General features: G+C 72.5%; 23 protein-coding genes and 1 riboswitch. Of the genes, 4 read left to right on the forward strand and 19 right to left on the reverse strand.

What is annotated here, in order from left to right; genetic code table 11:
• Window positions 1–59: 59 nt before the first annotated feature.
• Complete coding sequence (locus ACY34K_RS03290; RefSeq protein ID WP_462743255.1) at window positions 60–1,331, reverse strand: serine hydroxymethyltransferase; 1,272 nt, start codon at window positions 1,329–1,331, stop codon at window positions 60–62.
• A gap of 96 nt (window positions 1,332–1,427) precedes the next feature.
• Window positions 1,428–1,518: riboswitch (ZMP/ZTP riboswitch) on the reverse strand.
• A 97-nt stretch (window positions 1,519–1,615) separates the two neighbouring features.
• Here ACY34K_RS03290 and rocD point away from each other — a divergent pair.
• Complete coding sequence (gene rocD, locus ACY34K_RS03295; protein ID WP_462743258.1) at window positions 1,616–2,824, forward strand: ornithine--oxo-acid transaminase; 1,209 nt, start codon at window positions 1,616–1,618, stop codon at window positions 2,822–2,824.
• A 36-nt stretch (window positions 2,825–2,860) separates the two neighbouring features.
• Here the strand turns inward: rocD and ACY34K_RS03300 are convergent, their stop codons facing one another.
• The 3 genes from ACY34K_RS03300 to pdxR form a co-directional block, all read right to left on the reverse strand.
• Window positions 2,861–4,042, reverse strand: coding sequence for a glutathionylspermidine synthase family protein (locus ACY34K_RS03300; RefSeq protein WP_462743261.1), 1,182 nt, complete (start codon window positions 4,040–4,042; stop codon window positions 2,861–2,863).
• Between the two features lie 18 nt (window positions 4,043–4,060).
• Window positions 4,061–4,339: a hypothetical protein gene (locus tag ACY34K_RS03305; protein ID WP_462743264.1), complete on the reverse strand. Its 279-nt coding sequence runs from the start codon at window positions 4,337–4,339 to the stop codon at window positions 4,061–4,063.
• Window positions 4,340–4,809: 470 nt separating this feature from the next.
• Complete coding sequence (pdxR, locus tag ACY34K_RS03310) at window positions 4,810–6,306, reverse strand: MocR-like pyridoxine biosynthesis transcription factor PdxR (protein ID WP_462743267.1); 1,497 nt, start codon at window positions 6,304–6,306, stop codon at window positions 4,810–4,812.
• A 47-nt stretch (window positions 6,307–6,353) separates the two neighbouring features.
• Between pdxR and ACY34K_RS03315 the strand changes: the two genes are divergently transcribed.
• Window positions 6,354–6,854, forward strand: a complete 501-nt coding sequence (locus ACY34K_RS03315) for a carboxymuconolactone decarboxylase family protein (RefSeq protein ID WP_462743270.1) — start codon at window positions 6,354–6,356, stop codon at window positions 6,852–6,854.
• Between the two features lie 145 nt (window positions 6,855–6,999).
• On the opposite strand, the gene ACY34K_RS03320 is transcribed toward ACY34K_RS03315, so the two are convergent.
• The 8 genes from ACY34K_RS03320 to ACY34K_RS03355 form a co-directional block, all read right to left on the reverse strand.
• On the reverse strand, window positions 7,000–7,401 hold the full coding sequence (locus tag ACY34K_RS03320; RefSeq protein WP_462743273.1) for a hypothetical protein: 402 nt from the start codon (window positions 7,399–7,401) through the stop codon (window positions 7,000–7,002).
• A gap of 215 nt (window positions 7,402–7,616) precedes the next feature.
• The gene (locus ACY34K_RS03325) at window positions 7,617–8,582 is read right to left on the reverse strand and encodes an ABC transporter substrate-binding protein (RefSeq protein WP_462743276.1); all 966 of its coding nucleotides are present in this window, start codon (window positions 8,580–8,582) and stop codon (window positions 7,617–7,619) included.
• Window position 8,583: 1 nt separating this feature from the next.
• Window positions 8,584–10,488, reverse strand: a complete 1,905-nt coding sequence (locus ACY34K_RS03330) for an ABC transporter permease subunit (RefSeq protein WP_462743279.1) — start codon at window positions 10,486–10,488, stop codon at window positions 8,584–8,586.
• Entirely contained in the window at window positions 10,485–11,564 is a 1,080-nt protein-coding gene (locus ACY34K_RS03335) for a quaternary amine ABC transporter ATP-binding protein (protein WP_462743282.1), read from the reverse strand. The genes ACY34K_RS03330 and ACY34K_RS03335 overlap by 4 nt, the downstream gene beginning before the upstream one ends.
• A complete protein-coding gene (locus ACY34K_RS03340; protein ID WP_462743285.1) occupies window positions 11,561–13,090 on the reverse strand; it encodes a GMC family oxidoreductase in 1,530 nt (509 codons plus the stop codon). The genes ACY34K_RS03335 and ACY34K_RS03340 overlap by 4 nt, the downstream gene beginning before the upstream one ends.
• A 19-nt stretch (window positions 13,091–13,109) precedes the next feature.
• Window positions 13,110–14,594: an aldehyde dehydrogenase family protein gene (locus ACY34K_RS03345; protein WP_462743287.1), complete on the reverse strand. Its 1,485-nt coding sequence runs from the start codon at window positions 14,592–14,594 to the stop codon at window positions 13,110–13,112.
• A gap of 114 nt (window positions 14,595–14,708) precedes the next feature.
• Complete coding sequence (locus ACY34K_RS03350; protein ID WP_462743289.1) at window positions 14,709–15,230, reverse strand: hypothetical protein; 522 nt, start codon at window positions 15,228–15,230, stop codon at window positions 14,709–14,711.
• On the reverse strand, window positions 15,227–15,472 hold the full coding sequence (locus tag ACY34K_RS03355) for a helix-turn-helix transcriptional regulator (RefSeq protein ID WP_462743292.1): 246 nt from the start codon (window positions 15,470–15,472) through the stop codon (window positions 15,227–15,229). The genes ACY34K_RS03350 and ACY34K_RS03355 overlap by 4 nt, the downstream gene beginning before the upstream one ends.
• 106 nt (window positions 15,473–15,578) lie before the next feature.
• On the opposite strand from ACY34K_RS03355, the gene ACY34K_RS03360 reads away from it, so the two are divergent.
• Window positions 15,579–16,730: an acyltransferase family protein gene (locus ACY34K_RS03360; RefSeq protein WP_462743295.1), complete on the forward strand. Its 1,152-nt coding sequence runs from the start codon at window positions 15,579–15,581 to the stop codon at window positions 16,728–16,730.
• 34 nt (window positions 16,731–16,764) lie between these two features.
• Here the strand turns inward: ACY34K_RS03360 and ACY34K_RS03365 are convergent, their stop codons facing one another.
• The 5 genes from ACY34K_RS03365 to ACY34K_RS03385 all read right to left on the reverse strand — a co-directional run bounded on the left by ACY34K_RS03365 (window position 16,765) and on the right by ACY34K_RS03385 (window position 22,527).
• Window positions 16,765–17,754 carry a malate dehydrogenase gene (locus ACY34K_RS03365; protein WP_462743298.1) on the reverse strand — a complete coding sequence of 330 codons (990 nt, stop codon included), beginning with the start codon at window positions 17,752–17,754 and terminating at the stop codon, window positions 16,765–16,767.
• Between the two features lie 152 nt (window positions 17,755–17,906).
• Window positions 17,907–18,965, reverse strand: coding sequence for an XRE family transcriptional regulator (locus ACY34K_RS03370; RefSeq protein ID WP_462743301.1), 1,059 nt, complete (start codon window positions 18,963–18,965; stop codon window positions 17,907–17,909).
• Window positions 18,966–19,403: 438 nt separating this feature from the next.
• Window positions 19,404–20,624 carry an NADP-dependent isocitrate dehydrogenase gene (locus tag ACY34K_RS03375; RefSeq protein WP_462743304.1) on the reverse strand — a complete coding sequence of 407 codons (1,221 nt, stop codon included), beginning with the start codon at window positions 20,622–20,624 and terminating at the stop codon, window positions 19,404–19,406.
• Between the two features lie 184 nt (window positions 20,625–20,808).
• Complete coding sequence (locus ACY34K_RS03380) at window positions 20,809–21,642, reverse strand: DUF3017 domain-containing protein (RefSeq protein ID WP_462743307.1); 834 nt, start codon at window positions 21,640–21,642, stop codon at window positions 20,809–20,811.
• A gap of 18 nt (window positions 21,643–21,660) precedes the next feature.
• Window positions 21,661–22,527 (reverse strand): bifunctional methylenetetrahydrofolate dehydrogenase/methenyltetrahydrofolate cyclohydrolase, encoded by an 867-nt coding sequence (locus ACY34K_RS03385; protein WP_462743310.1) that lies wholly within the window; start codon window positions 22,525–22,527, stop codon window positions 21,661–21,663.
• Window positions 22,528–22,762: 235 nt separating this feature from the next.
• Between ACY34K_RS03385 and ACY34K_RS03390 the strand changes: the two genes are divergently transcribed.
• A complete protein-coding gene (locus ACY34K_RS03390) occupies window positions 22,763–23,341 on the forward strand; it encodes a hypothetical protein (RefSeq protein ID WP_462743313.1) in 579 nt (192 codons plus the stop codon).
• 143 nt (window positions 23,342–23,484) lie between these two features.
• Here ACY34K_RS03390 and purH read toward each other — a convergent pair whose 3' ends face one another.
• The gene (purH, locus tag ACY34K_RS03395) at window positions 23,485–25,041 is read right to left on the reverse strand and encodes a bifunctional phosphoribosylaminoimidazolecarboxamide formyltransferase/IMP cyclohydrolase (RefSeq protein WP_462743316.1); all 1,557 of its coding nucleotides are present in this window, start codon (window positions 25,039–25,041) and stop codon (window positions 23,485–23,487) included.
• Window positions 25,028–25,654 (reverse strand): phosphoribosylglycinamide formyltransferase, encoded by a 627-nt coding sequence (purN, locus tag ACY34K_RS03400; protein ID WP_462743319.1) that lies wholly within the window; start codon window positions 25,652–25,654, stop codon window positions 25,028–25,030. Before purN ends, purH begins: the two co-directional genes overlap by 14 nt.
• Window positions 25,655–25,821: the final 167 nt, after the last annotated feature.

Here is a 25,821-nt window from a genome sequence, read left to right on the forward strand (position 1 = left end):
CCTGGGCGGCGGGAGGGCCGCCCACCCCGGCCGGAACCGGCGGGGCCCGGGCGGCCGGGTCAGGCCGGCAGGCCCGGCGCCGGGTGCTCGGCCATCAGCGCGGCGACCTCCGCGCGGATGCCCGCGAGGGCGTCCTCGTCGCCCGTGCGCGCCGCGGTGACGCCACGGTCGATCCAGTCCGCGACCGCCGCCATGTGCTGCGTTCCCAGCCCGCGCGAGGTCAGCGACGGCGTGCCGATGCGGATGCCGGACGGGTCGAACGGCTTCCTCGGGTCGTAGGGCACCGTGTTGTAGTTCACGACGATGCCGGCCCGGTCGAGGGCCTTCGCGGCGACCTTGCCGGGGACGTCCTTCGGCGTGAGGTCCATGAGGATCAGGTGGTTGTCCGTGCCGCCGGAGACCAGGTCGAAGCCGCGGGTGAGCAACTCGTCGGCGAGCGCCTTGGCGTTGGCGACGACGTTCGCGGCGTAGTCGCGGAAGGCCGGCCCGGACGCCTCGCGGAGGGCGACCGCGATGCCCGCGGTGGTCTGGTTGTGCGGGCCTCCCTGCAGGCCGGGGAAGACGGCCTTGTCGATGGCCTTGGCGTGCTCCTCACGGCACATCAGCATCGCGCCGCGCGGCCCGCGCAGCGTCTTGTGCGTGGTGGTGGAGACGACGTCGGCGTGCGGCACGGGCGACGGGTGGGCGCCGCCCGCGATCAGGCCGGCGATGTGGGCGACGTCGGCGACGAGCACGGCGCCCGCCTCGCGAGCGATCTCCGCGAAGGCGGCGAAGTCGATGGTGCGGGGCAGGGCGGTGCCCCCGCAGAAGATGACCTTGGGGCGCTCCTTGAGGGCGAGGTCGCGCACCTCGTCGAAGTCGATCAGGCCGGTGTCCTGGCGTACGCCGTACTGGACGCCGCGGAACCACTTGCCGGTCGCGGACACGCCCCAGCCGTGGGTGAGGTGGCCCCCCATGGGCAGGGCCATGCCCATGACGGTGTCGCCGGGGTCGGCGAAGGCGAGGTAGACGGCGAGGTTCGCCGGAGAGCCGGAGTAGGGCTGGACATTGGCGTGGTCGACGCCGAACAGGGCCTTGGCGCGCGCGACGGCGAGCTGCTCGACCTGGTCGATGTTCTGCTGGCCCTCGTAGTAGCGGCGGCCGGCGTAGCCCTCGCTGTACTTGTTCTGCAGGACCGTGCCGGAGGCTTCCAGCACGGCGTGCGAGACGTAGTTCTCGCTGGGGATCAGGCGCAGGGTGTCGGCCTGGAGCCGCTCCTCTGCGGCGACGAGCGCGGCCAGTTCGGGGTCGGCGGCGCTCAGGGCGGGGTGGTGGGCGGGAAGGCCGGTCATGGCGTCCTCCGGGGCGATCCGTTCGGTCGTGGTCCCGGGTGCGAACTCCGGCGGCCCCGCACGAAGGCGCGGGGCGGAGGCGGACAGCACCCGATTCCGGGGTGCCCAGGCGGGCGGCACCTCGTGGGGTCTGCCGCGCACGGCTTCCCCGGGGTCGGTTCCCCGCGCGCCAGTCGCCGTGCGTGGAGCCCACCCTAATGGCCCCGCCGCGCCCCGGTTTCCCTGTCCGCATCCCGAGCGACCATAGGGGGGACCTCTGCCCGCACCGGACGAACGGAGATCCCGTGTCGAGAACGGAAGACGCGATCGCTGCCGCGGAGGCGCACAGCGCGCACAACTACCACCCGCTGCCCGTGGTCGTCGCGTCGGCGGAAGGCGCGTGGATGACGGATGTCGAGGGGCGCCGCTACCTCGATCTGCTGGCCGGCTATTCGGCGCTCAACTTCGGGCACGGCAACCGCCGGCTCATCGAGGCCGCGAAGGCGCAGCTGGAACGGGTGACGCTGACGTCCCGGGCGTTCTACCACGACCGGTTCGCGGAGTTCTGCGCGCAGCTGGCGGAGTTCTGCGGCATGGAGATGGTGCTGCCGATGAACACCGGGGCGGAGGCGGTGGAGACGGCGGTGAAGACCGTCCGCAAGTGGGGCTACCGGGTGAAGGGCGTCCCGGACGGGATGGCGAAGATCGTGGTCGCGGCGGGCAACTTCCACGGCCGGACGACGACCGTCATCAGCTTCTCGACGGACCCGGAGGCCCGCGCGGACCACGGCCCGTACACGCCGGGCTTCGAGATCGTGCCGTACGGGGACCTGGCGGCGATGGAGGCGGCGCTGACCGACAACGCGGTGGCGGTGCTGCTGGAGCCGGTCCAGGGCGAGGCGGGGGTGCTGGTGCCGCCGCCCGGCTATCTGCCGGCGGTGCGTGAGCTGACGCGCGCCCGGGACGTGCTGTTCGTCGCGGACGAGGTGCAGTCGGGCCTGGGCCGTACGGGGCGGACGTTCGCGTGCGAGCACGAGGGTGTGGTGCCGGACATGTACGTGCTGGGCAAGGCGCTGGGCGGCGGCATCGTGCCGGTGTCGGCGGTGGTGTCGAGCGAGGCGGTGCTGGGGGTGCACCGGCCGGGTGAGCACGGTTCGACGTTCGGCGGGAACCCGCTGGCCTGCGCGGTGGCGCTGGAGGTGCTCGCGCTGCTGCGGACGGGCGAGTACCAGCGGCGGGCGGCGGAGCTCGGCGAGCGGCTGCACCGGCAGCTGGGTGAGCTGGTGGGCGGCCCGGTGGTGGCGGTGCGCGGCCGCGGGCTGTGGGCGGGGGTGGACGTCGACCCGGCGCTCGGCACGGGCCGGCTGATCTCGGAGAAGCTGATGGACCGCGGGGTGCTGGTGAAGGACACGCACGGCTCGACGATCCGGATCGCCCCGCCGCTGGTGATCAGCGAGGAGGACCTGGACTGGGGCCTGGCGCAGCTGCGGGACGTGCTGGGGGTGCCCGCGTGAGGCGCCGCCGGGGCACGTCCCGCGCCGGGGGTGGCGTCAGAGGATGACGTGCGGCAGGAAGCGGGCGTACTCGTCGGTGACGAGGCCGGCCGACTCCCGGATGCCGAGGCCCGCGGACTCGTCCTCGACGACCCACGCGCCGAGGACGACGCGGTTGCCGTCGAAGTCGGGCAGCGGCGCCAGCTCCTGGTAGCAGCACGGCTCGTCGCGCAGCACGGGCGCGGCGCCCGGCTCGTGAATCGTGACCCCGGCGCCTTCCCGCCCGAGCAGGGGCTTGGCGACGTAGCCGGGGCCGTCGGCGAGTTCGCGCGGCCCGTCGAGGTAGGCGGGCAGCAGGTTCGGATGGCCCGGGTACAGCTCCCACAACACCGCGAGCAGCGCCTTGTTGGAGAGCAGCATCTTCCACGCCGGCTCGATCCAGCAGGTGCTGCCCGTGCCGCCGCCGTTGTCGAGGGTGTCGAGGACGTGCGGCCCGAACCGGTCGGTGGTGAGCCACTCCCAGGGGTACAGCTTGAAGCAGCTGCGGATGAACCGGAGCCGGTCGTCGACGAACCGGCCCGACAGCCGGTCGAAGCCGATCTGCTCGACGGAGAGGGCCTCGGTCTCCAGACCGGCCTGCTCGGCGGTCTCGCGCAGGTACGCGACCGTCATCAGGTCCTCGCCGAGCTCGTCCCCGTCGGAGTGGACGAAGTGCACGGGCCCGGGCGGCAGCAGCGGCGCCTGCCGCTTCCAGGCGGCGACGAGCCGCTCGTGGAGGGAGTTCCACTGGTCGGCGCCGGGGAACCGCTCCTCCATCCAGAACCACTGGGGGCTGGCGGCCTCCACCAGCGACGTGGGGGTGTCGGCGTTGTACTCCAGCATCCTGGCCGGGCCCGTGCCGTCGTAGCGCAGGTCGAACCGGCCGTAGACGGAGGGGAGTTCGGCGCGCCGGCGCCACGACTCGGCGATCCGCCCGGCCAGCCGGGCGTCGGTGATGCCGAGGTCGGCGAACCGGTCCCGGTCGACGATGTGCGCGGCCGCCGCCAGGCACATGGCGTGCAGCTCCTCGACGACCTCCTCCAGCGCCTCGACCTCGGGCAGCGAGAAGGTGTAGTAGGCGCTCTCGTCCCAGTACGGCCGCAGCGAGCCGTCGGGATAGCGCGTGAGGGGGTAGATGAGCCCCTGCTCCTCGACGGTCTCCTGCCAGCCGGGGCGCGGTTCGATCGTGTGGCGCTTCATGTCGGACCCGGGTGCCGCTCAGCCGCCGCCGGAGCCCGAGCAGCCGAAGCCGCCCCGCTCGACCGCCGACTTGTCGAAGCTGCCGCCGGACACCTTGCCGTCGCTCACGCTGCCGCCGTAGTAGTACGAGCCGCGGGCGGTGCCACTGCCGCCGCTGCCGCACTCGTAGCTGGGCAGCTTCTCGCGCGTGATCGGGTCGACGCAGCGCTTGTCCGGCTCGGAGCCGCAGGACGTGATCGTCGCCGCGAGCACCCCCATCCCGCCGAGCACCACCGTGCTCGACCTCAGCCTGCGCATGCGCCGTCCTCCTTGCCGATGAGCCTGTCATGTGCCGTACGAACATGAACGCCGCACACACTAGAGGTCGGTGCGCCGCGCTGGTAAGCCCGGTCCTCGTTCACTCTCGAACCAAAGTCGCTTTGTGTTTTTTGGGATGGTGTGCGCACTCGGTTCCGCGGTCTGCTGCGACACGGCGTCCGTTCCGCAGGCCATGGGTGCCCGCGCCGCGCCCCCGGGAACCGGCTCGGGGCTCGGCGTGCGCCGCGCCGGGTGAGGGCCAGCCCGGTGGTCGCGGTCCTGGCGCTCGGAGCGGTCGCGGGCCGGCTGCCCGACCGGCCCGGGCGCCGGCGCCGGGCCTGGGATCGGGCGGCCCGGCCGGTGGTCGCGGGCTTCGCGGTGGCCGGCGTGGGCGCGCCCGGCGCCGGCCCGCCTCGGGGAGCTTCCCGAGCCGGTGGCGGTGCCGGAGGGGACGTGAGGCCCGGGTGCGCTCACGGCAGGGCCCGGCACAGCGCGTCCAGGGCTCCCGCCCATGCGCTGTCCGTCGGGGTCGCGTAGCCGACGACGAGGCCGTCGCGGCCACGCGGCACGGACGGGTGGCGGAAGCGGTCGAGGCCCTGGAGGGCCAGGCCCTGCCACGCGGCCGCCCGCACGACGGACTCCTCGGTGCCGGGCGGGAGTTCCAGCACGGCGTGGAGGCCGGCCGCGATGCCGCTGACCCGGATGTCCGGGGCGCGTTCGGCGAGCGCCGCCACGAGCTGGTCGCGCCGTCTGCGGTAGCGCAGCCGCATGTTCCGTACGTGCCGGTCGTACGCCCCCGAGGAGATGAACTCGGCGAGCGTGAGCTGGTCCAGCGCGCTGCACACCCAGTCGACGTCGCCCTTGGCCGCGAGCACCTCGCCCACCAGGTCCCGCGGCAGCACCATCCAGGCCAGCCGAAGCCCGGGGGTGAGCGACTTGCTCGCCGTACCGAGGTAGACCACGCGCTCGGGGTCGAGGCCCTGGAGCGCGCCGACGGGCTGGCGGTCGTAGCGGAACTCGCCGTCGTAGTCGTCCTCCAGGACCAGCCCGCCGGTCCGGCGCGCCCAGTCGACGGCTGTCGCGCGCCGGTCCGGGCGGAGGGCACCGCCGAGCGGGAACTGGTGGGCGGGGGTGATCAGTACCGCGCCCGCCCGGCCCAGGCCGTCCGTGCGGGTGCCGAGTTCGTCGAGGGGCAGGGCGGGGGTGCGCAGTCCCGCCTCGGTGAGGAGGTTCCAGTGGACGTCGAGCCCGTACGACTCGACGGCGGCCTCCCGCACGCCCCGCTCGCGCAGCACCTTCCCCATCAGCATCAGTCCGTGGACGAATCCGGAGCAGATGACGATCCGTTCGGGGCCGGCGTACACGCCGCGGGCCCGGGCGAGGTACTCGGCCAGCACGGTGCGCAGTTCGACGCGCCCGCGCGGATCGCCGTAGCCGAAGGCCTCGTGCGGGGCGGCCGTCAGGGCTCGCCGGGCCGCCTTGAGCCACTCGGCGCGCGGGAAGGAGCCCAGGTCCGGTGTGCCGGGGTGCAGGGTGTGGGTGGGCCGGCCGCGCGGCGGGGACACCCGCCGCGCCGCTGCGGCCGCCGGGGGGCCGGTCCGGCCGCCGGTGCCCGCGCCGGGGTGCGTGCCCGCGCCGGGCCGAGAGCCCGCGGCCGCGCCGGCACCTGCACCGGCACCGGGCTGAGGCGCTCTGCGGGGGGTGGTCCGCCCGGCGACCCGGGTGCCCGATCCCTGACGGGCGGTGAGCCAGCCCTCGGCGACCAGTTCGGCGTAGGCGTCGGCGACCGTGTTGCGGGCGATGCCCAGGTCGGCGGCGAGCGAGCGGGAGGACGGCAGCCGGGCGCCGGGGGCGAGCCGCCCCGTGCGCACGGCCTCCCGCAGGGCGTCCATCAGCCCGGCCCGCAGCCCCGGTCCGCGCAGCTCCAGGTGCAGGTCGGCACCGAAAGTGGCCCAGGAATCCGTCATGGAAATGGACCATACCTCTGCGCCACAACGCCCGTACGGTCGTCGCCATGACGACGCACACGCACACGACGAACCACGCCCCCGAGCAGACACCCCGCCTCGACTGGGCCACGGCGGCGCCCGAGGTCTACAAGGCCATGGTGCGGCTGGACGCGGCCGCGCGGCAGGGCCTCGACCCGGTCCTCCTGGAGCTCGTCAAGATCCGCGCGTCGCAGCTCAACCGCTGCGCGATGTGCCTGGACATGCACAGCAAGGACGCGCTGGCGGCGGGCGAGTCGGTCGACCGGATCATCCAGCTCAGCGCCTGGGAGGAGTCGCGGCACTTCTACACGGAGAAGGAGCTGGCCGCGCTCGAACTCACCGATGCCGTCACGGTTCTGACGGACGGTTTCGTCCCGGACGAGGTCTACGAGCGGGCGGCCGCCCATTTCGACGAGACGGAACTGGCCCAGCTGATCGCCTCGATCACCGTCATCAACGCGTGGAACCGGTTCGGGGTCTCCACCCGCAGGACGCCGGGCCACTACACGCCGGGACAGTTCGCATAGCCCCCCGCGGCGGAGGTGTTCCCGGCACCGCACACGGGCGGGTCCCTCGGCCGCGACGTTCGCGGCGGGCGGCCGTCAACGCCCCGTGTGGATACCTTCCTTCGGCGGTCTCGCCGCCCCGGACGGGCGCATGGTCCGCCACGGCTCAGCCGTAGCGGACGTACGACTCGCCGTTCAGGTAGAGAATGCCGTTCCGGTCGATCGCCCACTCGTACGCCAACGGCGCCGCGCCGCCGTCCGTGTAGGCCGTGATCCGGCTGCCGTGCACGACGAAGCGTCCCGTGACGGTCGCGCCCATGATGTCGTGCCTGAAGGTGCCGTCGGCGAAGAAGCGGTACACGGAGGACTGGAAGCCGTCGCTCGAACCGCCACTCCAGCTGCCGACCAGCGCGGCCGGGACGGCGGAGCCGCCCGCGTCGTCCCAGTCGCCCCCTCCGTCCCGGGAAGCGGTGCCCGTCACGGACGTGGCGCCGGACTCGCAGGCGGAAAGGGCGAGGAACGCGCCGATCAACAGCACCGGCGCAAGGCCCCGTCGGGCACGGTTCATGGCAGCCTCCGGGGTTCTGTGCGGCACGGCTCGCGCCCAGCCTCGGGGCACGGACGGGGCCGCACAACGCGACGACCGCAAGTGACGCCTCTTGACCTGCCCTGACCGTCCTTGACCGGGCCCACCCGGCACATCCGCCCCTGCAGACGCACCGGCCCGGGCAGTCCTGAGACTGCCCGGGCACGGCGGACGTCATCCGCGGACGCGGGCGCGGGTCATTCCGGCAGCCACGCGCGCCACGTGCGCTCGTTCTCCTTCACCCACTTCTCGGCGGCGGCCTCCGGCGACAGCTTCTCCTCGGCGATCATCAGCGCGACGTCGTTCTGCGCCTCCGTCGTCCAGGAGAAGTTCTTCAGGAACGCGGCCGCCTGCCCGCCCTTCTCCGAGAAGTCCGCGTTCAGGAACTTCTGCAGCGGGGTGTGCGGATAGGCGCACGCCACCTTCTTCGGGTCGGCGTCGCAGCCCTCCTTGTACGCGGGGAGCTTCACCTCCGTCATGGGCACCTTCCGGAACAGCCACTGCGGCTTGTACCAGTAGGTGAGGAACGGCTTCTTCTCCTTGGCGAACTGCTTGATCTGGGTGATCTGCGCGGCCTCGGAGCCCGCGAAGACGACCTGGTAGTCCAGGTCCAGGTTCTTCACCAGCGCCTTGTCGTTGGTGATGTACGACGGTGATCCGTCGAGCAGCTGGCCCTTGCCGCCGCTCTCGGCCGTGCGCAGCCGGTCGGCGTACTTGTTGAGGTTCTTCCAGTCGGTGACGTCCGGGTGGGCGTCGGCGAAGTACTTCGGCACGAACCAGCCGATGTGGCCGGTCACGCCGAGGTCGCCGCCGCGGGCGATCGTCTTCTTGTCGTCGACGTACCGCTTCTCCTGGTCCGGATGGCCCCAGTCCTCCAGGATGGCGTCCACGCGGCCCTGGCTGAGCGCGTCCCACGCGGGGACCTCGTCGACCTGGACGGTGTCGACGCGGTAGCCCAGCTCGTGTTCGAGCAGGTACTTCGCGACGGCGACGTTCGCCTGGGCGCCCACCCACGACTGCACGGACAGCGTGACGGTCTTCGCGCCCTCGGCGGCGGCGTACGGGGAAGCCTGCTTGGTCATGTCGGCCGCGCCGCAGCCGGCCAGCGGGAGCGCCAGCAGGGCCACGGCCGCGGCGGAAACGGTGATGCGGGTGGTACGCATGTCAGGCCTCCTTCCGGGTCGGCTGCGTCACGCGGTCGAGCATCAGGCCCAGGCAGACGATCGCGGCACCCGCGACGAGGCCGGTCGCCAGGTCGCCCTGGGCGAGGCCGAACACCACGTCGTAGCCGAGCGCGCCACCGCCGACGAGGCCGCCGATGATGACGACGGCGAGGACCAGGACGACGCCCTGGTTCACGGCCAGCAGCAGCGCCGGCCGGGCGAGCGGCAGCTGGACCTGGCGCAGTTGCTGCCAGCCGGTCGCGCCGAGCGAGCGCGCGGACTCCATGGCGACGGGGTCGACGCCCCGCAGCCCCTGCGTGGTGATGCGGACGACGGCGGGCAGCGCGTACACGACGGCGGCCGCGACGGCCGGCGCGCGGCCCACGCCGAACAGCGCGACGACCGGGATCAGGTAGACGAACTGGGGCATGGTCTGGAAGACGTCGAGTACGGGGCGCAGGCACCGTTCGACGCGTGCGCTGCGGGCCGCGGCGACCGCGACGCCGAAGCCCAGGACCAGCGTGACCGCGACGGCGGCCAGCACCTGCGACAGGGTGTCGAGGGAGGCGTCCCACACGCCCAGGACGCCGATGGCGGCCATGGCGAGGACGGCCGTCAGCGCGGTGCGCCAGGTGCCGATGAGCAGCGCGAGCGCTCCGACCAGCAGCAGCACCGTCCACCAGGGCAGGGCCTGCAGTCCGCTGCGGAGGGGGTCGAGGACCCAGCCGGTGAAGCGGGCCGCCCAGTCTGCGGTGCCGCCGACGACGGGCACGCCGGAGTAGAGGTGTGCGGTCATCCAGTCGACGGCGCGGTTGACGGGCTCGGCGATGTCGACGTGCCAGGCGTCGGGCCAGGTGAGCCGGCCGGCCAGGCGGCCGGCCACGGCGGCGGCCAGGACTCCGAGGACCGCCACGGCGGTGAGGACCGGGCTGTGGCCGGGGGCGGGACGGGTACCGGTCGCGGTGCGGTCGAGCACGACCGCGAGCAGCACGATCGGGATGCCGGCGGCGAGCGCGGCGCCCACGTCGACGGAGGCGAGCGCCTGGTAGACACGGTCGCCGAGGCCGCCGGCGCCGATGACGGACGCGATGACGGCCATGGACAGGGCCATCATGATCGACTGGTTGACGCCGAGGAGGAGTTCCTTGCGGGCCAGCGGGAGGCGGGCGGTGAGCAGCCGCTGCTTGCCGGTCGCGCCGAGCGAGGCGGCGGCCTCCAGGACACCGGGGTCGGCGCCGCGCAGTCCCAGGGCGGTGAGCCGCGCCATGGGCGGGGCGGCGTAGACGACGGTGGCGAGGACGGCGGCGGGCACGCCGATGCCGAAGACCAGCACCACGGGCAGCAGGTACGCGAAGGCGGGCAGCACCTGCATGGTGTCGAGGACGGGGCGCAGCGCCCGGAAGGTGCGGTCGGACAGGCCGGCCGCGAGGCCCAGCAGCGCGCCGAGCGCGACGGAGGCGGCGACCGCGACGACCATGAGGGCGAGCGTCTGCATGGTGGGCACCCACATGCCGAGCAGTCCGCACACGGCGAAGGCGGCGACGGCGGTGACGGCGAGCCGGACACCGGCGAGGCGCCAGGCGATCAGGCCGGCCGCGGCCGTGACCCCGGCCCAGCCGGCGGCGAGCAGCAGCAGGTAGACGGCGCGCACGGCCAGCACGACGGCGTTGCTGACGTGGCCGAAGAAGTACAGAAACAGCGGGTGGCTGTCGCGGTTGTCGATGATCCAGTCGCTGGCGGAGCCGAGCGGGCCGGACAGGTCGACGGTGAGCGCGGCGGGCCAGTTGCCGGTGCCGGCGACGAGGACGCCGACGGGCAGCAGGACGAGCGCCGCGGCCAGCGGCCAGAACCGGCGGAGGGCGGTGGGCAGGCGGGGGGTCACCGCGGCGGTGACAGCCGCGGTCATGCCGCCGCCTTCCCGACGGGGACGCCCGCCACGACCGACAGCAGGTCCTTGTGGTCGACGACGCCCACGCAGCGGCCGTCCTCGACGACCCGGGCCGGGCCGCCGCTGCGGGCGACGGCCTCGATGGCCTCGGCGACGGTGGCGTCGGGGGCGACGGCGGGGCCGGCGGTGCCGGCGTCGCCGGGCGGCCGCATGGCGCTGCGGACCGTCATGACCTGCTCGCGCGGCACGTCGCGGACGAAGTCGCGTACGTAGTCGTCGGCGGGCGAGCCGACGATCTCCTCGGGCGTGCCGAGCTGGACGATCCGGCCGTCGCGCATCAGGGCGATGCGGTCGCCGAGGCGCAGTGCCTCGCTCAGGTCGTGGGTGATGAAGATCATCGTGCGGCCCTCCTCGCGGTGGAGCCGGACGACCTCCTCCTGCATGTCGCGGCGGATCAGCGGGTCGAGGGCGCTGAACGGCTCGTCGAACAGGAGCACCTCGGGGTCGACGGCGAGCGCCCGGGCGAGCCCCACGCGCTGCTGCTGGCCGCCGGAGAGCTGGCCGGGCCTGCGGTCCTCCATGCCGTCGAGGCCGACCTTGGCGACGAGCTCGGCGGCCTTGGCGCGCCGTTCGGCGCGGCCGACGCCCTGGATCTCCAGGCCGTAGGCGACGTTGTCGACGACCGTGCGGTGCGGCAGCAGGCCGAAGTGCTGGAACACCATGGCGGCGCGGTGCCGTCTCAGTTCACGCAGCCGTGCCTTGTCCATGGACAGCACGTCCTCGCCGTCGATGGCGACGGTGCCGGAGGTCGGTTCGATGAGCCGGGTCAGGCAGCGCACGAGGGTGGACTTGCCGGAGCCGGACAGGCCCATGACGACGAAGACCTCGCCCTTGCGGACGTCGAAGGAGACGTCACGGACGGCGGCGGTGCAGCCGGTGCGCTCGCGCAGTTCGGCCGCGGGCAGTTCCGCGAGGTCCGTGCCGGGGACGCGGTCGGCCTTCGGTCCGAAGACCTTCCACAGGCCGTCGACGGAGAAGACGGGGGCGGGGGTGGGGGCGGAAGGATGGGCGGGGGTACTGACGGGATTGCTCATCGGTTGTCACCTCGCAGCAGATCGGCGGCTTTCTCCCCGACCATCAGCACGCCGATCATCGGGTTGACGGCGGGCATGGTGGGGAACACGGACGCGTCGGCGATCCGGATGCCGTCCAGGCCACGGATCCTCAGGTCGGGGCCGACCACGGCCTGTTCGTCGTCGACCGCGCCCATGCGGCAGGTGCCGGCCGGGTGGTAGACGGTGTGGGCGACCTTGCGGGCGTACTCGCCGAGTTCGTCGTCGCCGGTGATCTCGGGGCCGGGGCAGACCTCGCGCTTGAGCCAGCCCGCCAGGGGTTCGGCCTTGGCGATCTCGCGGGCGATGCGGATGCCGTCGACGAGCGTGCGGCCGTCGTAGTCGTCCTCGTCGGTGAAGTACCGGAAGTCGAGGGCGGGCTTGACCTCGGGGTCGGCGCTGGTCAGGTAGAGGCGGCCGCGGCTGCGCGGCTTGGGTATGTTCGGCGTCATCGACACGCCGTGCGCGGGGCGCTGGTAGCCGAGGCGCTCGGGGTTGTCGGTGAACGGGACCTGGTAGAAGTGGAACATCAGGTCCGGGCCCCGCTCCTCGGGGTCGCGGCGCACGAAGAGTCCGGCGTCGCTGTCCATCGCGGAGTTCTCGGGGATCGGCCCGTGGGTCTCCCAGACGATGACCGACTCCGGGTGGTCGAGCAGGTTCTCGCCGACGCCCGGCAGGTCGTGGACGACGGGGATGCCCAGCTTCTCCAGGTCCGCCCTGGGCCCGATGCCCGAGTGCAGCAGCAGCCGCGGGGTGTCCACGGCGCCGGCGCAGACGAGTACTTCGCGCCGTGCGGTGACGAGCCGCTCGTCGCCGTCCTTGGTGCGGACGTGGACACCGGTGGCGCGGGTGCCCTCCAGCTCCAGCCGGTAGGCCCAGGTCTCCAGCATCAGGTGGAGGTTGGGGCGCCGGTCCATGACGGGGTGGAGGTACGCCACCGACGCGGACGAGCGCTTGTTGTCCTCGGGGTGGTAGGCGAGGTCGAAGAAGCCGACGCCCTCGTGGAACGGCTTGCTGTTGAACCCCTCGACGCGCGGCACGCCGAGCGCGGCCTGTGCGGCGTCGACGAAGTCGCGGGCGATGGCGTTCCGGTCCTTCTCGTCGACCGGGACGATGTTGTTGAGCAGCTTGCCGAAGTACGGGTCCATGGCGGCCGCGTTCCAGCCCTCGGCGCCCGCCTCCTCCCACTCGTCCCAGTCGGACGGCAGCGGCTTGAAGGAGATGAGGGTGTTGTGCGAGGAGCAGCCGCCGAGTACCCGGGCGCGGCTGTGCCGGATGTGGGAGTTGCCGCGTGGCTGCTCGGTGGTGGGGTAGTCGTAGTCGAGGTCGCCGCCGAGGAGGCCCATCCAGCGGCGCAGGGTCAGCACGTCGGGACGGTCGACGTCGCTCGGCCCGCCCTCGATGACGGCGACGGTGACGTCCGGGTCGGAGGTGAGGCGATGCGCCAGAACGGAACCGGCGGTTCCGCCTCCGACGATGACGTAGTCAAAGGTGGTGTGCTCGTTCATGGTGCGTTCGTTTCCCTGCTCAGCCCGCGAACCAGCGCACGGGGCGCGGGGCGAGGTTCTGGTAGACGTGCTTGGTCTCGCGGTACTCGGCGAGCCCGGACGGGCCCAGTTCACGGCCGATGCCGCTCTTGCCGAAGCCGCCCCACTCCGCCTGCGGGAGGTAGGGGTGGAAGTCGTTGATCCAGACGGTGCCGTGGCGCAGCCGGCCGGCGACGCGCCGGGCCCGGCCCGGGTCGGCCGACCAGACGCCTCCTGCGAGGCCGTACTCGGTGTCGTTGGCGAGGGCCACGGCCTCGTCCTCGGTGCGGAAGGTCTCCACCGTCAGGACCGGACCGAAGACCTCTTCGCGCACGACCCGCATCCCGCGGTGGCAGCGGTCGAGGACGGTCGGCCGGTAGAAGTAGCCCGGGCCGTCGGGGCGTTCGCCGCCTGCGCGCAGCACCGCGCCCTCCGCGAGGGCGGAGGCCACGTACTCCTCGGTCCGGGCGAGCTGCTGTGCCGAGACGAGGGGGCCGCACTCGATTCCGTCGTCGGTGCCGCGGCCGATGCGGATCCGCTCCGCCCGGCGGGCGAGTTCGGCGACGAACCGCTCGCGCAGCGACTCCTCGACGATGAGGCGGGAGCCGGCCGAGCAGACCTGGCCGCTGTGGATGAAGGCGGCGTTCAGCGCCTGGTCGACGGCGGTGTCGAAGCCCTCGTCGGTGGCACAGGCGTCGGCGAAGACGACGTTGGGGTTCTTGCCGCCCAGTTCGAGGGCGACCTTCTTGACGGTGTCGGCGGCGGCGCGCATCACCTTCGTGCCGCTGGCCAGGCCACCCGTGAAGGACACGAGGTCGACGTCCGGGTGTTCGGACATCCGGGCGCCGACGGGGTCGCCCGGGCCGGTGACGAGATTGGCGACACCGGCCGGGAGACCGGCCTCCGCCAGCAGCCCGATGAGGCGGACGGTGCTCAGCGGGGTGATCTCGCTCGGCTTCAGCACGAAGGTGTTGCCCGCGGCGAGCGCCGGAGCGATCTTCCAACTCGCCTGGAGCAGCGGGTAGTTCCACGGCGTGATCAGCGCGCAGACGCCGACGGGCTCGTGGACGACCACGCTGTGGACGTCGGGTGAGCCCGCGTCGACGACCCGGCCTCCGCTCTCGTTCATCACGAGGTCGGCGAAGTAACGGAAGGCGTCGGTGACGCAGTCGACGTCGACGCGCCCCTCTTCGAGGGTTTTTCCGGCATCCCTGCTCTCCAGCAGGCCGATCTCCTCGCGGTCGCGCTGGAGCAGATCGGCGACGCGGCGCAGCAGCGCGGCCCGCTCGGCGACGGGGGTGCGCGGCCAGGCGCCCTCGTCGAAGGCCGTGCGGGCGGCGGCGATCGCGGCGTCGGTGTCCTCGGCCCCGCCCTCCGCCACGACCGCGAGGGTCGTGGCGTCGGCCGGGTCGAGGATCTCTCGCGTGGCGCCGGAGGCGGCGCTGCGCCACTCTCCGGCCACGTGGATGGTCTGTTGGTCCGACACGTCGCGTTTTGCCTTCCGTTCCCGGTTCGTTCTTCGCCGGTGGTGACCGGCGACCGGGAGCCCTGCCCCGAAGGACGGAAAGCATGCGCAACGCTTGTTCGAAAGTGTCTTTCCTCACTCCTCGTCGCGTTCGGGCGATTCATCCTGTACGCGCAGGCCGGCGACCCACAGAGGCATCACCCAGTGCACGACCAGCGCGCCGAACAGCACGGCGAAGGCCAGGCCTTCGTACCGGACGTCGGTGACCCAGGTCACCAGCCCGACCGTGGCGGCGGCGACGAGGAACACCCCTGTGGTGATCCGGTGGGCCAGGGCTCGCACCCGGTCGCGCTCGGCGAGCTGACGCTCGTCCAGCATCCGGCCGCGCAGCTCCAGCAGACCGCGGGTGGCGCCGTTGATGACACCGGTGACGACGCACCAGGGCAGGAGCAGCCCCAGCAGCAGCCAGAGGCTCCACGTCGGCCCCCCACCCACGACCATGTACAGCCAGTCGGCCATACCCATGAGGGTCAGCGCCATGTGCGCTCCCACCACCAGCCACCTGCGCGGCGCCGTGGCGTACAGCGACGCACCCTCGCGCCGGTTCATGATCGCGTACATGCGCCGGTCGTGGCGCGTGACGGTCGCGGTCTTCACTTCTTCCTCCCGTAGACCTCGTCGGAGAGCGGCTGGAACGGTTCCAGCGAGAACAGCGCCTCCACCGGAAGCCCGAAGAAGGCGGCCATCTTCAACGCCAGGTCGAGGCTGGGGTTGTACTGCCCGCGCTCGATGTAGCCGATGGTCTGGTAGTGGACCCCGAGGGCTTCGGCCAGCGCCTGACGCGACACTTTCCGCTCAGCCCGGACCACCGCCAGCCTGTTGTGCACCTGCTCGCTCATGTATAAGAAGTACTACATCCGATCGCACTTTCGCAATGATCCGTATGGATGACTGTCGTGATTCATTGCCCGGAGGGCGGAGCCGCCCCGGCCTAGGGTGCGGTGCATGCGCAGCAGCGACGACCGCGTCTATCTCGCCCCCGTCGACCATCTGCGGGCCCTCGCCGCTGTGCTGGTGGTGCTCTACCACGGCTGCCAGCTGATCGGCGCGCGCGGGGAGGGCCGGACGTTCACACCCGCGAAGGACTGGCTCTACTCCAGCAATCCGGCCGCCACGCTCGTCTTCGAGGGGCACACCGCCGTCGCCCTCTTCATGGTCCTGTCGGGGTTCATCTTCACGGTGGGCGCCGGGGGCGGGCCGGTGCGCTACGGCCGCTTCATGGCCAACCGGCTGCTGCGGATCTACCCGCTCTACCTGACCGTCGCCGTCCTCGGCACGGCCACCCACGTCACCCTGCCGGACTTCCAGGACCTGCTGCGCATCCTCACCCTCGGCACACCCGGGCTGCCCTACGGCGGCGTCTTCTGGACCCTCGGCGTCGAGCTGCAGTTCTACCTGCTCTTCCCGCTGCTCAACCGGCTGCTCACGGAGCGGGGGCCGGGCGCCCTGCTGCGGCTGCTGGCCGCCGTCTCACTGCTGCGGGCGCTGGTGTGGCTGAGCAGCCCGGCGAACGAACCGCCCACGGCCGCCCTCTATCTGGGGCTGGCCGGCCGGATCGACCAGTTCCTGCTCGGCATGCTGGCCGGCTGGGTCTTCCTGCACCACCGCGACCGGCTGCGGTCACGCTGGCTGACACCGGCCGCGCTGGCGGTGGCACTCGGCGCGCTCTGGGCGTTCAACCAGGTCCACGGCTTCGTCTCCAACAGCCCTTGGAAGCTGCTGTGGTGCGCCGCCGAGGGGGCCGTGTGGGCGCTGGTGGTCGCGGCGTACGTGGCCAACGGACCCGCCACGGGCGCGCTGTCGCGCGGACTCGCCCGGCTCGGGGAGGTCAGCTTCTCGGTGTACCTGACGCACTTCATGGTGCTGACGGTGATCTGCGAGGCGTACGAGGGACGGCTTGCGGGCGCCCTGCCGCCGTTGTGGGGCGCCCTGCTCGTCACCGTGTGCGTGGCGCTGCCGCTGACGGTCGCGGTGTCGTTCCTGACGTACCACGCGATCGAGCTGCCGTTCCTGCGCCTGAGGCGGCCGTACGCGGGCGCCCCGGCCGCCACCGGAACACCGCGCCCCCGGCAGCGCGAGGGCTACCGGGGGCGGTGAGTACCGGCTCGTACGCGCCGGCGAGCGGGATGGCTCAGATGAGACCCAGACCGCGGACCGCGTCGCGCTCCTCGGCGAGCTCGGCGACCGAGGCGTCGATGCGGGTGCGGGAGAACTCGTTGATGTCCAGGCCCTGGACGATCTCGTACTTGCCGTCCTGGCAGGTGACGGGGAAGGAGGAGATCAGGCCCTCCGGGACGCCGTAGGAGCCGTCCGACGGGATGCCCATGGACGTCCAGTCGCCCTCGGCGGTGCCGTTGACCCAGGTGTGGACGTGGTCGATGGCGGCGTTGGCGGCCGAGGCGGCCGAGGAGGCGCCACGGGCCTCGATGATGGCGGCGCCGCGCTTGGCGACGGTCGGGATGAACTCGTCGGCCAGCCACTGCTGGTCGTTCACGACCTCGGCGGCGTTCTTGCCGGCGATCTCCGCGTGGAAGATGTCCGGGTACTGGGTCGCCGAGTGGTTGCCCCAGATCGTCAGGCGCTTGATGTCGGAGACGGCGGCACCGGTCTTCGCGGCCAGCTGCGAGATCGCGCGGTTGTGGTCCAGGCGGGTCATCGCGGTGAAGCGCTCGGCCGGTACGTCCGGCGCGGCGGCCTGCGCGATGAGCGCGTTGGTGTTCGCCGGGTTGCCCACGACGAGCACCTTGATGTCGTCCGCGGCGTTGTCGTTGATGGCCTTGCCCTGCGGCTTGAAGATGCCGCCGTTGGCCTCGAGCAGATCACCGCGCTCCATGCCCTTGGTACGCGGGCGGGCGCCGACCAGCAGAGCCACGTTGGCGCCATCGAAGGCGACGTTCGGGTCGTCGGTGATCTCGATGCCGCGCAGCAGCGGGAAGGCGCAGTCGTCGAGCTCCATGGCGGTGCCCTCGGCGGCCTTGAGGCCCTGCGGGATCTCCAGGAGGCGGAGCTTGACCGGCACGTCCGCGCCGAGCAGGTGGCCGGAGGCGATGCGGAAGAGCAGCGCGTAACCGATCTGGCCGGCCGCGCCGGTCACGGTGACATTCACGGGAGTGCGGGTCATGGCGATCTCCGTAAGACAGCTGGCGGTGGGGGTCCCTGCCCCTGATGCTGGACATCTCCGTTGATCGATCGGTGTCTCGATGTGAAGAGATATCCAGCGGTCAGGCTATCCGACCCGGGCCCCCGTCAACCGCTGCCCCCTTGTGTCACGGCTCACTGCTCCCCTGTGCAGCCCTTCTGGCCGCTCTTCAGGGTGGCGCACGCCTTCGGAGCGGTGCCGTCGGCCGCCGCGACCATCGGGGTGTAGGCGTCCTTGTCGATCTTCACCGCCCCCTTCTGGGTGGCGCCCTCCGAGGTGATGGTGACCGTGTCGCCGGCCGTGGCCTGGGTGATGCGCGCCCAGGCGGCACCGCAGGTCTCGCTGTAGCGCACCTCGACCTTGGTGGTGCCGACGGTCGCGGAGGAGACGGTCGCCGCGTACTCGCCGCCGCAGCCCATGGTCTCCGGGTCCTGGCCGGTGCAGTCCTTGCCCGTGCACTTCACCCCGGCCGGCAGCGGCTTGGGGGAACTGGCGCTGGGGGAGGCCGCCGGGGACTGCGCCACCGTCTTGCCGCCGCCGTCCCCGCCGCCACCGAGGTCGGTGAGCAGCACGGCCGCGGCGACCACGAGGAGCGCCCCGACGACGCCCGCGAGGAACATCGTGATCTTGCGCCTGCCGCCGCCCGCGGCGGGCGGGGGGCCGTAGCCGGGCGGGGTCGCGGGCCGGGTGCCCGCTCCGCCCGCCGCGGCGCCGGGGCCGCGCGGGGCGGGCCCGTTGGGACCGCCGTCGGGAGGTATGACGGAAGGGCGGTCGGCGCCCGGACCGGCCGGGGCGGCCGTACGGGCCCCGGCGCCGGCCGCCGCCGCGGCGGCCGGCGGACCGGCGGTGCCGCCGAACTCCCCGAGCGCCGCGCGCGCCTGGGAGATCCGGATCGCCTCCATGGTCATGTCGTGGCGCATCTCGGCGCGGCTCCAGGCTCGCTCGGCGAGCTCCCACATGGTGGTGAGGTGCACCGGGTTGGTACCGGTCACCTCGGCGAGTGCCACGATCGCGCCCTTGGGGGCGAGCAGCCGCCCGTTCAGATAGCGCTCCCACGACGTCTTGCTGTATCCGGTGCGGTCCGAGACCGCGGCGATGCTGAGACCGCTGCGGTCGACCAACCGGCGCAGTTGACTCGCGAACTCCTTGACCTGCGGATCGAGTTCTTCCGGTAGCGCCTTCCAGCGAGGCATTGCGTCCCCCTATTCCCCCCGTACGTGCCTGATGTGCCCCCCGCGCTGCGTGCCCCCTGAAGGGTGTCCGCCGGACACCCCAACCGCCCTCGGGTCTCAACCGGAGGGATGCGCGAACCCAGGATGACAGTTCCGCGGGCGGGGGCGCACGGGCGCATACGGAACATGGGCGTGCCCCCTTACGCGCCCCTGTCCTGTCTGCGGACCCAGTTTCGCATCCGTTGCCCACCGATCACACCATGCCGGAATGGTCACTTCCGTGCCACAGGGGCCGGACATACCTTGATCCGGGTTGGCGCGTGCATGACGCTCGTCAGGCAGGTCGGCGGCGCCCGTCCTTCCTCGGGGGAGGGGACGGTCGCCGCCCACCACGAGCGGCGGCCCGTGCCCGGACGTGCGGACCGGGCGCGGGCCGCCGCCGGACGCGCCGCAACTGCCTCAGAAGGACGCCATCTTCTTCTGCAGGGCGATGTCCAGCACGTCGAGGAACTGCTCGGTGGTCAGCCAGGGGTGGTCCTTGGAGACCAGCACGGCGAGGTCCTTCGTCAGCTGGCCGCCCTCCACCGTCTCGGCGCAGACCTGCTCCAGGATCCGGGCGAACCGCACGACATCGGGCGTGTCGTCCAGCGTCCCCCGGTGAGCCAGCGCCCGGCTCCAGGCGTGGACCGTGGCGATCGGGTTGGTCGAGGTCGACCGGGACTGCTGGTGCCGGCGGTAGTGGCGGGTGACCGTGCCGTGGGCGGCCTCGGCCAGGACCGTCCTGCCGTCGGCGGACATCAGGACCGACGTCATCAGGCCCGGCGACCCGAAGCCCTGCGCGACCGCGTCCGACTGGACGTCGCCGTCGTAGTTCTTGCAGGCCCAGACGTAGCCGCCCTCCCACTTCAGGGCGGAGGCGGCCATGTCGTCGACGAGACGGTGCTGGTAGCCGATGCCCGCCTCCTCGAAGTCCTCGCGGAACTCGAGGTCGAAGACCTCCTGGAACAGCTCCTTGAAGCGTCCGTCGTACTTCCTCAGGACCGTGTTCATCGTCGACAGGTAGACCGGGTAGCCGCGCCCGAGGCCGTAGCGGAACGAGGCCCGCGCGAAGTCGCGGATCGACTCGTCCAGGTTGTACATCGCCAGGGCGACACCGGCGCCCCGGAACTCGTGCACCTCCAGCTCGACCGGGTCCGAGCCGTCCTGCGGCGTGAACGTGAGGGTGAGGGTGCCGGGGCCCGGGACCTTGAGGTCGGTGGCCCGGTACTGGTCGCCGAAGGCGTGCCTGGCGACCACGATGGGCCTCGTCCAGCCCGGTACCGGCCGCGGCAGGTTCCGCATGACGATCGGCTCGCGGAAGACGGCGCCGCCGAGGATGTCGCGGATCGTGCTGTTCGGCGAGCGGTGCATCGCCTTCAGGCCGAACTCCTCGACCCGCGCCTCGTCCGGCGTGATCGTGGCGCACTTGACGCCCACGCCGTACCGGCGGACGGCGTGGGCGGCGTCGACCGTCACCTGGTCGCTCGTGGCGTCACGGTGCTGGATGCCCAGGTCGAAGTGGTGCAGCTCGACATCCAGGTACGGCAGGACCAGCTGGTCCCTGACGAACTGCCAGATGATGCGGGTCATCTCGTCGCCGTCCAGCTCGACGAGCGGGGTGGCTGCCTTGATCTTGGCCATGCCCCCATGTATGACCGCGCGTGCGCCCGGTCTAACGGTCCGGCAGGGCCGTCCGGTGCCCCGGGGGCCGCGGAGCGGAGGCGTCCTAGGACTGCAACGGACCGTTGCAGTACTAGGGCGTGAAAGTCCCGTCCGGCCGGGGCCCCGGCCCTCCGGGCGGACGACGCCACTTTCGAAACACGCGCTAGCGCACGGTGAAGCGGACGGCCTTCTCCAGGAACGGGATCTCCAGCCACGGATTGGGCTGGGTCATCAGCGCGAGCAGCACGATGGATCCGCCGAGCACCCCGTACGTCGCCAGGTCGGTGAACCGGGACCGTACGGCGAGCATGCCGACGGAGGGCAGGGCCCGCCGCAGGGCGGCTCCCGTGAGGAGGGCGACGCCGACGAGCAGGGTGCCGATCCGGTGGGCCTGCGGGAACAGGTCGAACCCGACGATGAGCAGCCCCAGGGCGGCCAGCCCGAGGACGGTCAGCAGCGGCCACTGGCGGGCCGGCGCCGGAGCGTCACCGGGAGCGGCCCGGCCGCCGCCCTCGGGTCGCGCGGTCCCGTGCGTCACGCTGGGCGGCCGCCGGGACGGTCCGCCCTGGCGGGTGCCTGCTCCCCCGTCCTCGTCGGCGGCGCCCCGGTCGGCCGGCCGTCCGGCCGGACCGGTACCGGTGGTCGCGGCTGTGGTCGTACCGGCGGTCGCGGCGGTGCTCGTGCCGGTGCCGCCGCCCGGGGCGCCGGTACCGGCGGGCGCCCGGCCCGCGCGCGCGGCCGAACGGCTCGCGTCCTCGGAGTCCTCGCCCCCGCCCTCGGCCGGGCTGCTGTCCGCCTCGGCCGCGGACGCCCCGGCGACCGGGGCGGGCTCGGCGTCCTCGGCCGGCGGCTCGGTGACCGGGCCGGAGGCATCCGGCGCCGGGCGACCCGCGCGGGCGCGGCCCGGCGGCCGCGCGTCGGCGGCCCCCGGGTCGGGGGCGCCCGGCCCGTCGGCCGGGTCCGTGGTGGCGGGGTCGTCGTTGGCCCGTACGCCCATGGGGTCGCCCTCTCCGGCTCAGCTCGCGGCGGCGTTCGCGGCGCGCTCCGCCGCTTCGACGACGTTGACCAGCAGCTGCGCGCGGGTCATGGGGCCGACGCCGCCCGGGTTGGGGGCGCGCCAGCCGGCGACCTCGTTGACACCCGGGTGCACATCGCCGACGATCTTGCCGCTCTCGTCGCGGCTGACGCCGACGTCCAGGACGGCCGCGCCCGGCTTGATGTCCTCCGGCTTGATCAGGTGCGGCACACCCGCCGCGGCGACGACGATGTCGGCGCGCCGCAGATGGGCGGCGAGGTCGCGCGTACCGGTGTGGCACTGGGTGACCGTGGCGTTCTCGGACTTGCGGGTGAGCAGCAGCGGCATCGGGCGGCCGATGGTGGTGCCGCGGCCGACGACCACGACCTCGGCGCCGTTGATCTCGACGCCGTGCGCGCGCAGCAGCGTGATGATGCCGTTGGGGGTGCAGGGCAGCGGGGCCGGCTCGTTCAGGACGAGGCGGCCCAGGTTCATCGGGTGCAGACCGTCGGCGTCCTTGGCCGGGTCCATCAGCTCCAGGACGCGGTTCTCGTCGATGCCCTTGGGGAGCGGCAGCTGCACGATGTAGCCGGTGCAGGCCGGGTCGTCGTTGAGCTCGCGCACGACCGCCTCGATGTCCTCCTGCGTGGCGGTCGCGGGGAGTTCGCGCTGGATGGAGGCGATGCCCACCTCCGCGCAGTCGCGGTGCTTGCCCGCGACGTACTTCTGGCTGCCGGGGTCCTCACCCACCAGGATCGTGCCGAGGCCCGGGGTGATTCCCTTCGCCTTCAGGACCGCCACACGGGCGGTCAGATCGGATTTGATCGCGGCCGCGGTGGCCTTGCCATCGAGAATCTGGGCGCTCATGGACCCATCCTCGCGGATGACCCCTCCCCTGTTCCAATTCGCCCTCCGCGCCCCCGTGACGAAGGTTGCACTTGCACAACACATTCGTTGTCCGACTGGACAAAAAGTCGATGTCAATACCACGATGAGGCGCGCACAGCCGCGGGCAGTGCCGGGGGGCAAACCGCTAAGAACATGTGCAGTTCCTCCGCGCGGGCCGCGCCGTCCCCGCACTATCAACGGAGGAAGACCAGCCATGAGCTTCGGCGACCCGAACAACCCCTACGGCCAGCAGCCGCAGGGCCAGCAGCCCGGCTACGGCTACCCGCAGCAGCAGGGTCAGCAGCCGGGCTACGGCTACCCGCAGGCGCCGCCGGTGCAGCAGCCGTACGGCGGCTACCCGGCCGCCCCGGCCACGATGCCGGGTGGCGTGAAGGCCGCCCAGGTCATGATGTGGGTCATCGCCGGTCTCCAGGTCGTGGGCATCGTGCTGCTGGGCCTCGGCGCGGCCGCGGTGAACAAGCTGAAGGACGACCCGAACCTGCAGAGCAGCGAGGGCTTCGACGCCTTCGCCGACTTCTCCAGCGGCGTCATCTACGCCCTGATCGGTGTGGCCCTGGTCTACCTGGTGGCCTCCGTCGTGCTGGCGCTGCAGTGCGGCAAGGGCGGCAGCGGTGCCCGCGTCGGCATCATCGTCTACGCCGCGCTGGGTCTGGTGCTGAGCCTCTACCCGTTCTTCCCGCTGAGCATCGTCCACATCGTGCTGCTCATCCTCATCATCGTCTTCGTGGCGAAGAAGGACGGCGCCGAGTGGTTCCAGCGCCCGCGGCACTGAACACCACCGCCGGGCCTCGCCCGGTGTGAGCGAAGAGCCCCGCACCCCGCCTCCGAAGGCGGGATGCGGGGCTCTTCCGCTGCCGGGGCCCGAGCGGTCCGGAGCGGGCCCGGCCGGACGCGGCCGCCGGGCCCGGACCGGGCTCAGTGGAAGAAGTGGCGCGTGCCCGTGAAGTACATCGTCACGCCGGCCTTCTCCGCGGCCTCGACGACCTGCTCGTCGCGGACCGAACCGCCCGGCTGCACCACGGCCTTGACGCCCGCCGCGGTGAGGATCTCCAGCCCGTCGGGGAACGGGAAGAAGGCGTCGGACGCGGCGTACGCGCCGCGGGCGCGCTCCTCGCCCGCCCGCTCGACGGCGAGCTTCGCGGAGTCGACGCGGTTGACCTGGCCCATGCCGACGCCGACGCTCGCGCCGTCCTTGGCGAGCAGGATCGCGTTCGACTTGACCGCCCGGCACGCCTTCCAGGCGAACGAAAGCTCGGCCAGCTCGGCGGCGGACAGCACCTCGCCGGTCGCGAGGGTCCAGTTCGCCGGGTCGTCGCCGTCGGCCTGGAGCCGGTCGGTGACCTGGAGCAGCGCGCCGCCGTCGATGGGCTTGACCTCGACCGGGGCCGAGGGGGCGCCGGGGGCCCGCAGCACGCGGATGTTCTTCTTGCGGGCCAGCACCTCGACGGCGCCGTCCTCGTAGTCCGGCGCGACGATGACCTCGGTGAAGATCTCGGCGACCTGCTCGGCCATGGCGACGGAGACCGGACGGTTGACCGCGATCACACCGCCGAACGCGGACAGCGGGTCGCAGGCGTGTGCCTTGCGGTGCGCCTCGGCGACATCGGCGCCGATCGCGATGCCGCACGGGTTGGCGTGCTTGATGATCGCGACACAGGGCTCGTCGTGGTCGTACGCGGCCCGGCGCGCGGCGTCGGTGTCCGTGTAGTTGTTGTACGACATCTCCTTGCCGTGCAGCTGCTCGGCCTGGGCGAGGCCGCCGCCCTCCTCGGTGAGGTAGAGCGCGGCGCCCTGGTGCGGGTTCTCGCCGTACCGCAGGACGCTGGAGCGCGCGTAGGTGGCACCGATGAAGTCGGGGAACGACGACTCGTCGGCCGGGGCGTACCCGGACGCGAACCAGGACGCGACGGCGACGTCGTACGCGGCGGTGTGCTGGAACGCCTCGGCGGCCAGGCGCTTGCGGGCGGTCAGGTCGAACCCGCCGGCCTTCACCGCGTCGAGGACGTCCCCGTACCGCGCCGGGGAGGTGACGACCGCCACGGAGGGGTGGTTCTTGGCGGCGGCGCGGACCATGGAGGGGCCGCCGATGTCGATCTGCTCGACGCACTCGTCGGGGGTGGCCCCGGAGGCGACGGTCTCCCGGAACGGGTAGAGGTTCACGACGACCAGCTCGAACGGCTCGACACCCAGCTCGGCGAGCTGCTCACGGTGGGCGTCCAGGCGCAGGTCGGCGAGGATTCCGGCGTGCACGCGGGGGTGCAGGGTCTTGACCCGGCCGTCCAGGCACTCGGGGAAACCGGTGAGTTCCTCGACCTTGGTGACCGGGACACCGGTCGCGGCGATCTTCGCGGCGGTGGAGCCGGTGGACACCAGCTCGACGCCGGCCTCGTGCAGCCCGCGGGCGAGCTCCTCCAGCCCCGTCTTGTCGTAGACACTGATCAACGCGCGACGGATGGGCTTATTCACCGACATGAACCTTTCGTCCCTCAATGCGGTAGCCGTGCCGGGCGAGACGCCCCACGACCTCGACGAGCAGCGAGCGCTCGACTTCCTTGATGCGCTCGTGGAGGGCGGCTTCACCCTCCACTGTGTCCTCTTCCACCACCTCGACCACGCCCTGGGCGATGATCGGGCCGGTGTCGACGCCGTCGTCGACGAAGTGGACGGTGCATCCGGTGACCTTCACGCCGTGCGCGAGCGCGTCGCGCACTCCGTGGGCACCGGGAAAACTGGGCAGCAGGGCGGGGTGCGTGTTGACGATCCGCCCGCCGAACCGGGCCAGGAACTCCTTGCCGAGGATCTTCATGAACCCGGCCGACACGACCAGGTCCGGCTCGTACGCCGCGGTCGCCTCGGTGAGCGCCCGGTCCCACTGGTCGCGCGTGGCGTGGTCCTTGACCCTGCACACGAAGGTCGGCAGCCCGGCACGCTCGGCGCGCTCGAGGCCGGCGATGTTGTCACGGTCGGCGCCCACGGCGACGATCTCGGCCCCGTATCCGTCCGGATCGGCGGCGATCGCGTCGAGCAGGGCCTGGAGGTTCGTGCCTGACCCGGAGACCAGGACGACGAGGCGGGCGGCAGCCACGGGGGACTCTTTTCGCGTTGCGTGCATGCCTTACGGCTGCGTACGGCTTGTTTGTGTGGTCCTACGAAAGAATCGCGCCCCTCGATACGGGGAACCCTACGAAGGACCAGACCGTCAGCAACGATACCGGCACACCGAGCCGCCCCCACGGGACGGGGGCGGGGCCG

The sequence above is a fragment of the Streptomyces sp. STAM6 genome (assembly GCF_054963715.1).

Coding starts and splice junctions, on each gene's coding strand:
- ACY34K_RS03290 (WP_462743255.1), bottom strand. CDS start 1,331: ATGACCGGCCTTCCCGCCCACCACCCCGCCCTGAGCGCCGCCGACCCC.
- ACY34K_RS03300 (WP_462743261.1), bottom strand. CDS start 4,042: ATGAAGCGCCACACGATCGAACCGCGCCCCGGCTGGCAGGAGACCGTC.
- ACY34K_RS03305 (WP_462743264.1), bottom strand. CDS start 4,339: ATGCGCAGGCTGAGGTCGAGCACGGTGGTGCTCGGCGGGATGGGGGTG.
- pdxR (WP_462743267.1), bottom strand. CDS start 6,306: ATGACGGATTCCTGGGCCACTTTCGGTGCCGACCTGCACCTGGAGCTG.
- ACY34K_RS03315 (WP_462743270.1), top strand. CDS start 6,354: ATGACGACGCACACGCACACGACGAACCACGCCCCCGAGCAGACACCC.
- ACY34K_RS03320 (WP_462743273.1), bottom strand. CDS start 7,401: ATGAACCGTGCCCGACGGGGCCTTGCGCCGGTGCTGTTGATCGGCGCG.
- ACY34K_RS03325 (WP_462743276.1), bottom strand. CDS start 8,582: ATGCGTACCACCCGCATCACCGTTTCCGCCGCGGCCGTGGCCCTGCTG.
- ACY34K_RS03330 (WP_462743279.1), bottom strand. CDS start 10,488: ATGACCGCGGCTGTCACCGCCGCGGTGACCCCCCGCCTGCCCACCGCC.
- ACY34K_RS03335 (WP_462743282.1), bottom strand. CDS start 11,564: ATGAGCAATCCCGTCAGTACCCCCGCCCATCCTTCCGCCCCCACCCCC.
- ACY34K_RS03340 (WP_462743285.1), bottom strand. CDS start 13,090: ATGAACGAGCACACCACCTTTGACTACGTCATCGTCGGAGGCGGAACC.
- ACY34K_RS03355 (WP_462743292.1), bottom strand. CDS start 15,472: ATGAGCGAGCAGGTGCACAACAGGCTGGCGGTGGTCCGGGCTGAGCGG.
- ACY34K_RS03360 (WP_462743295.1), top strand. CDS start 15,579: ATGCGCAGCAGCGACGACCGCGTCTATCTCGCCCCCGTCGACCATCTG.
- ACY34K_RS03365 (WP_462743298.1), bottom strand. CDS start 17,754: ATGACCCGCACTCCCGTGAATGTCACCGTGACCGGCGCGGCCGGCCAG.
- ACY34K_RS03370 (WP_462743301.1), bottom strand. CDS start 18,965: ATGCCTCGCTGGAAGGCGCTACCGGAAGAACTCGATCCGCAGGTCAAG.
- ACY34K_RS03375 (WP_462743304.1), bottom strand. CDS start 20,624: ATGGCCAAGATCAAGGCAGCCACCCCGCTCGTCGAGCTGGACGGCGAC.
- ACY34K_RS03380 (WP_462743307.1), bottom strand. CDS start 21,642: ATGGGCGTACGGGCCAACGACGACCCCGCCACCACGGACCCGGCCGAC.
- ACY34K_RS03385 (WP_462743310.1), bottom strand. CDS start 22,527: ATGAGCGCCCAGATTCTCGATGGCAAGGCCACCGCGGCCGCGATCAAA.
- ACY34K_RS03390 (WP_462743313.1), top strand. CDS start 22,763: ATGAGCTTCGGCGACCCGAACAACCCCTACGGCCAGCAGCCGCAGGGC.
- purH (WP_462743316.1), bottom strand. CDS start 25,041: ATGTCGGTGAATAAGCCCATCCGTCGCGCGTTGATCAGTGTCTACGAC.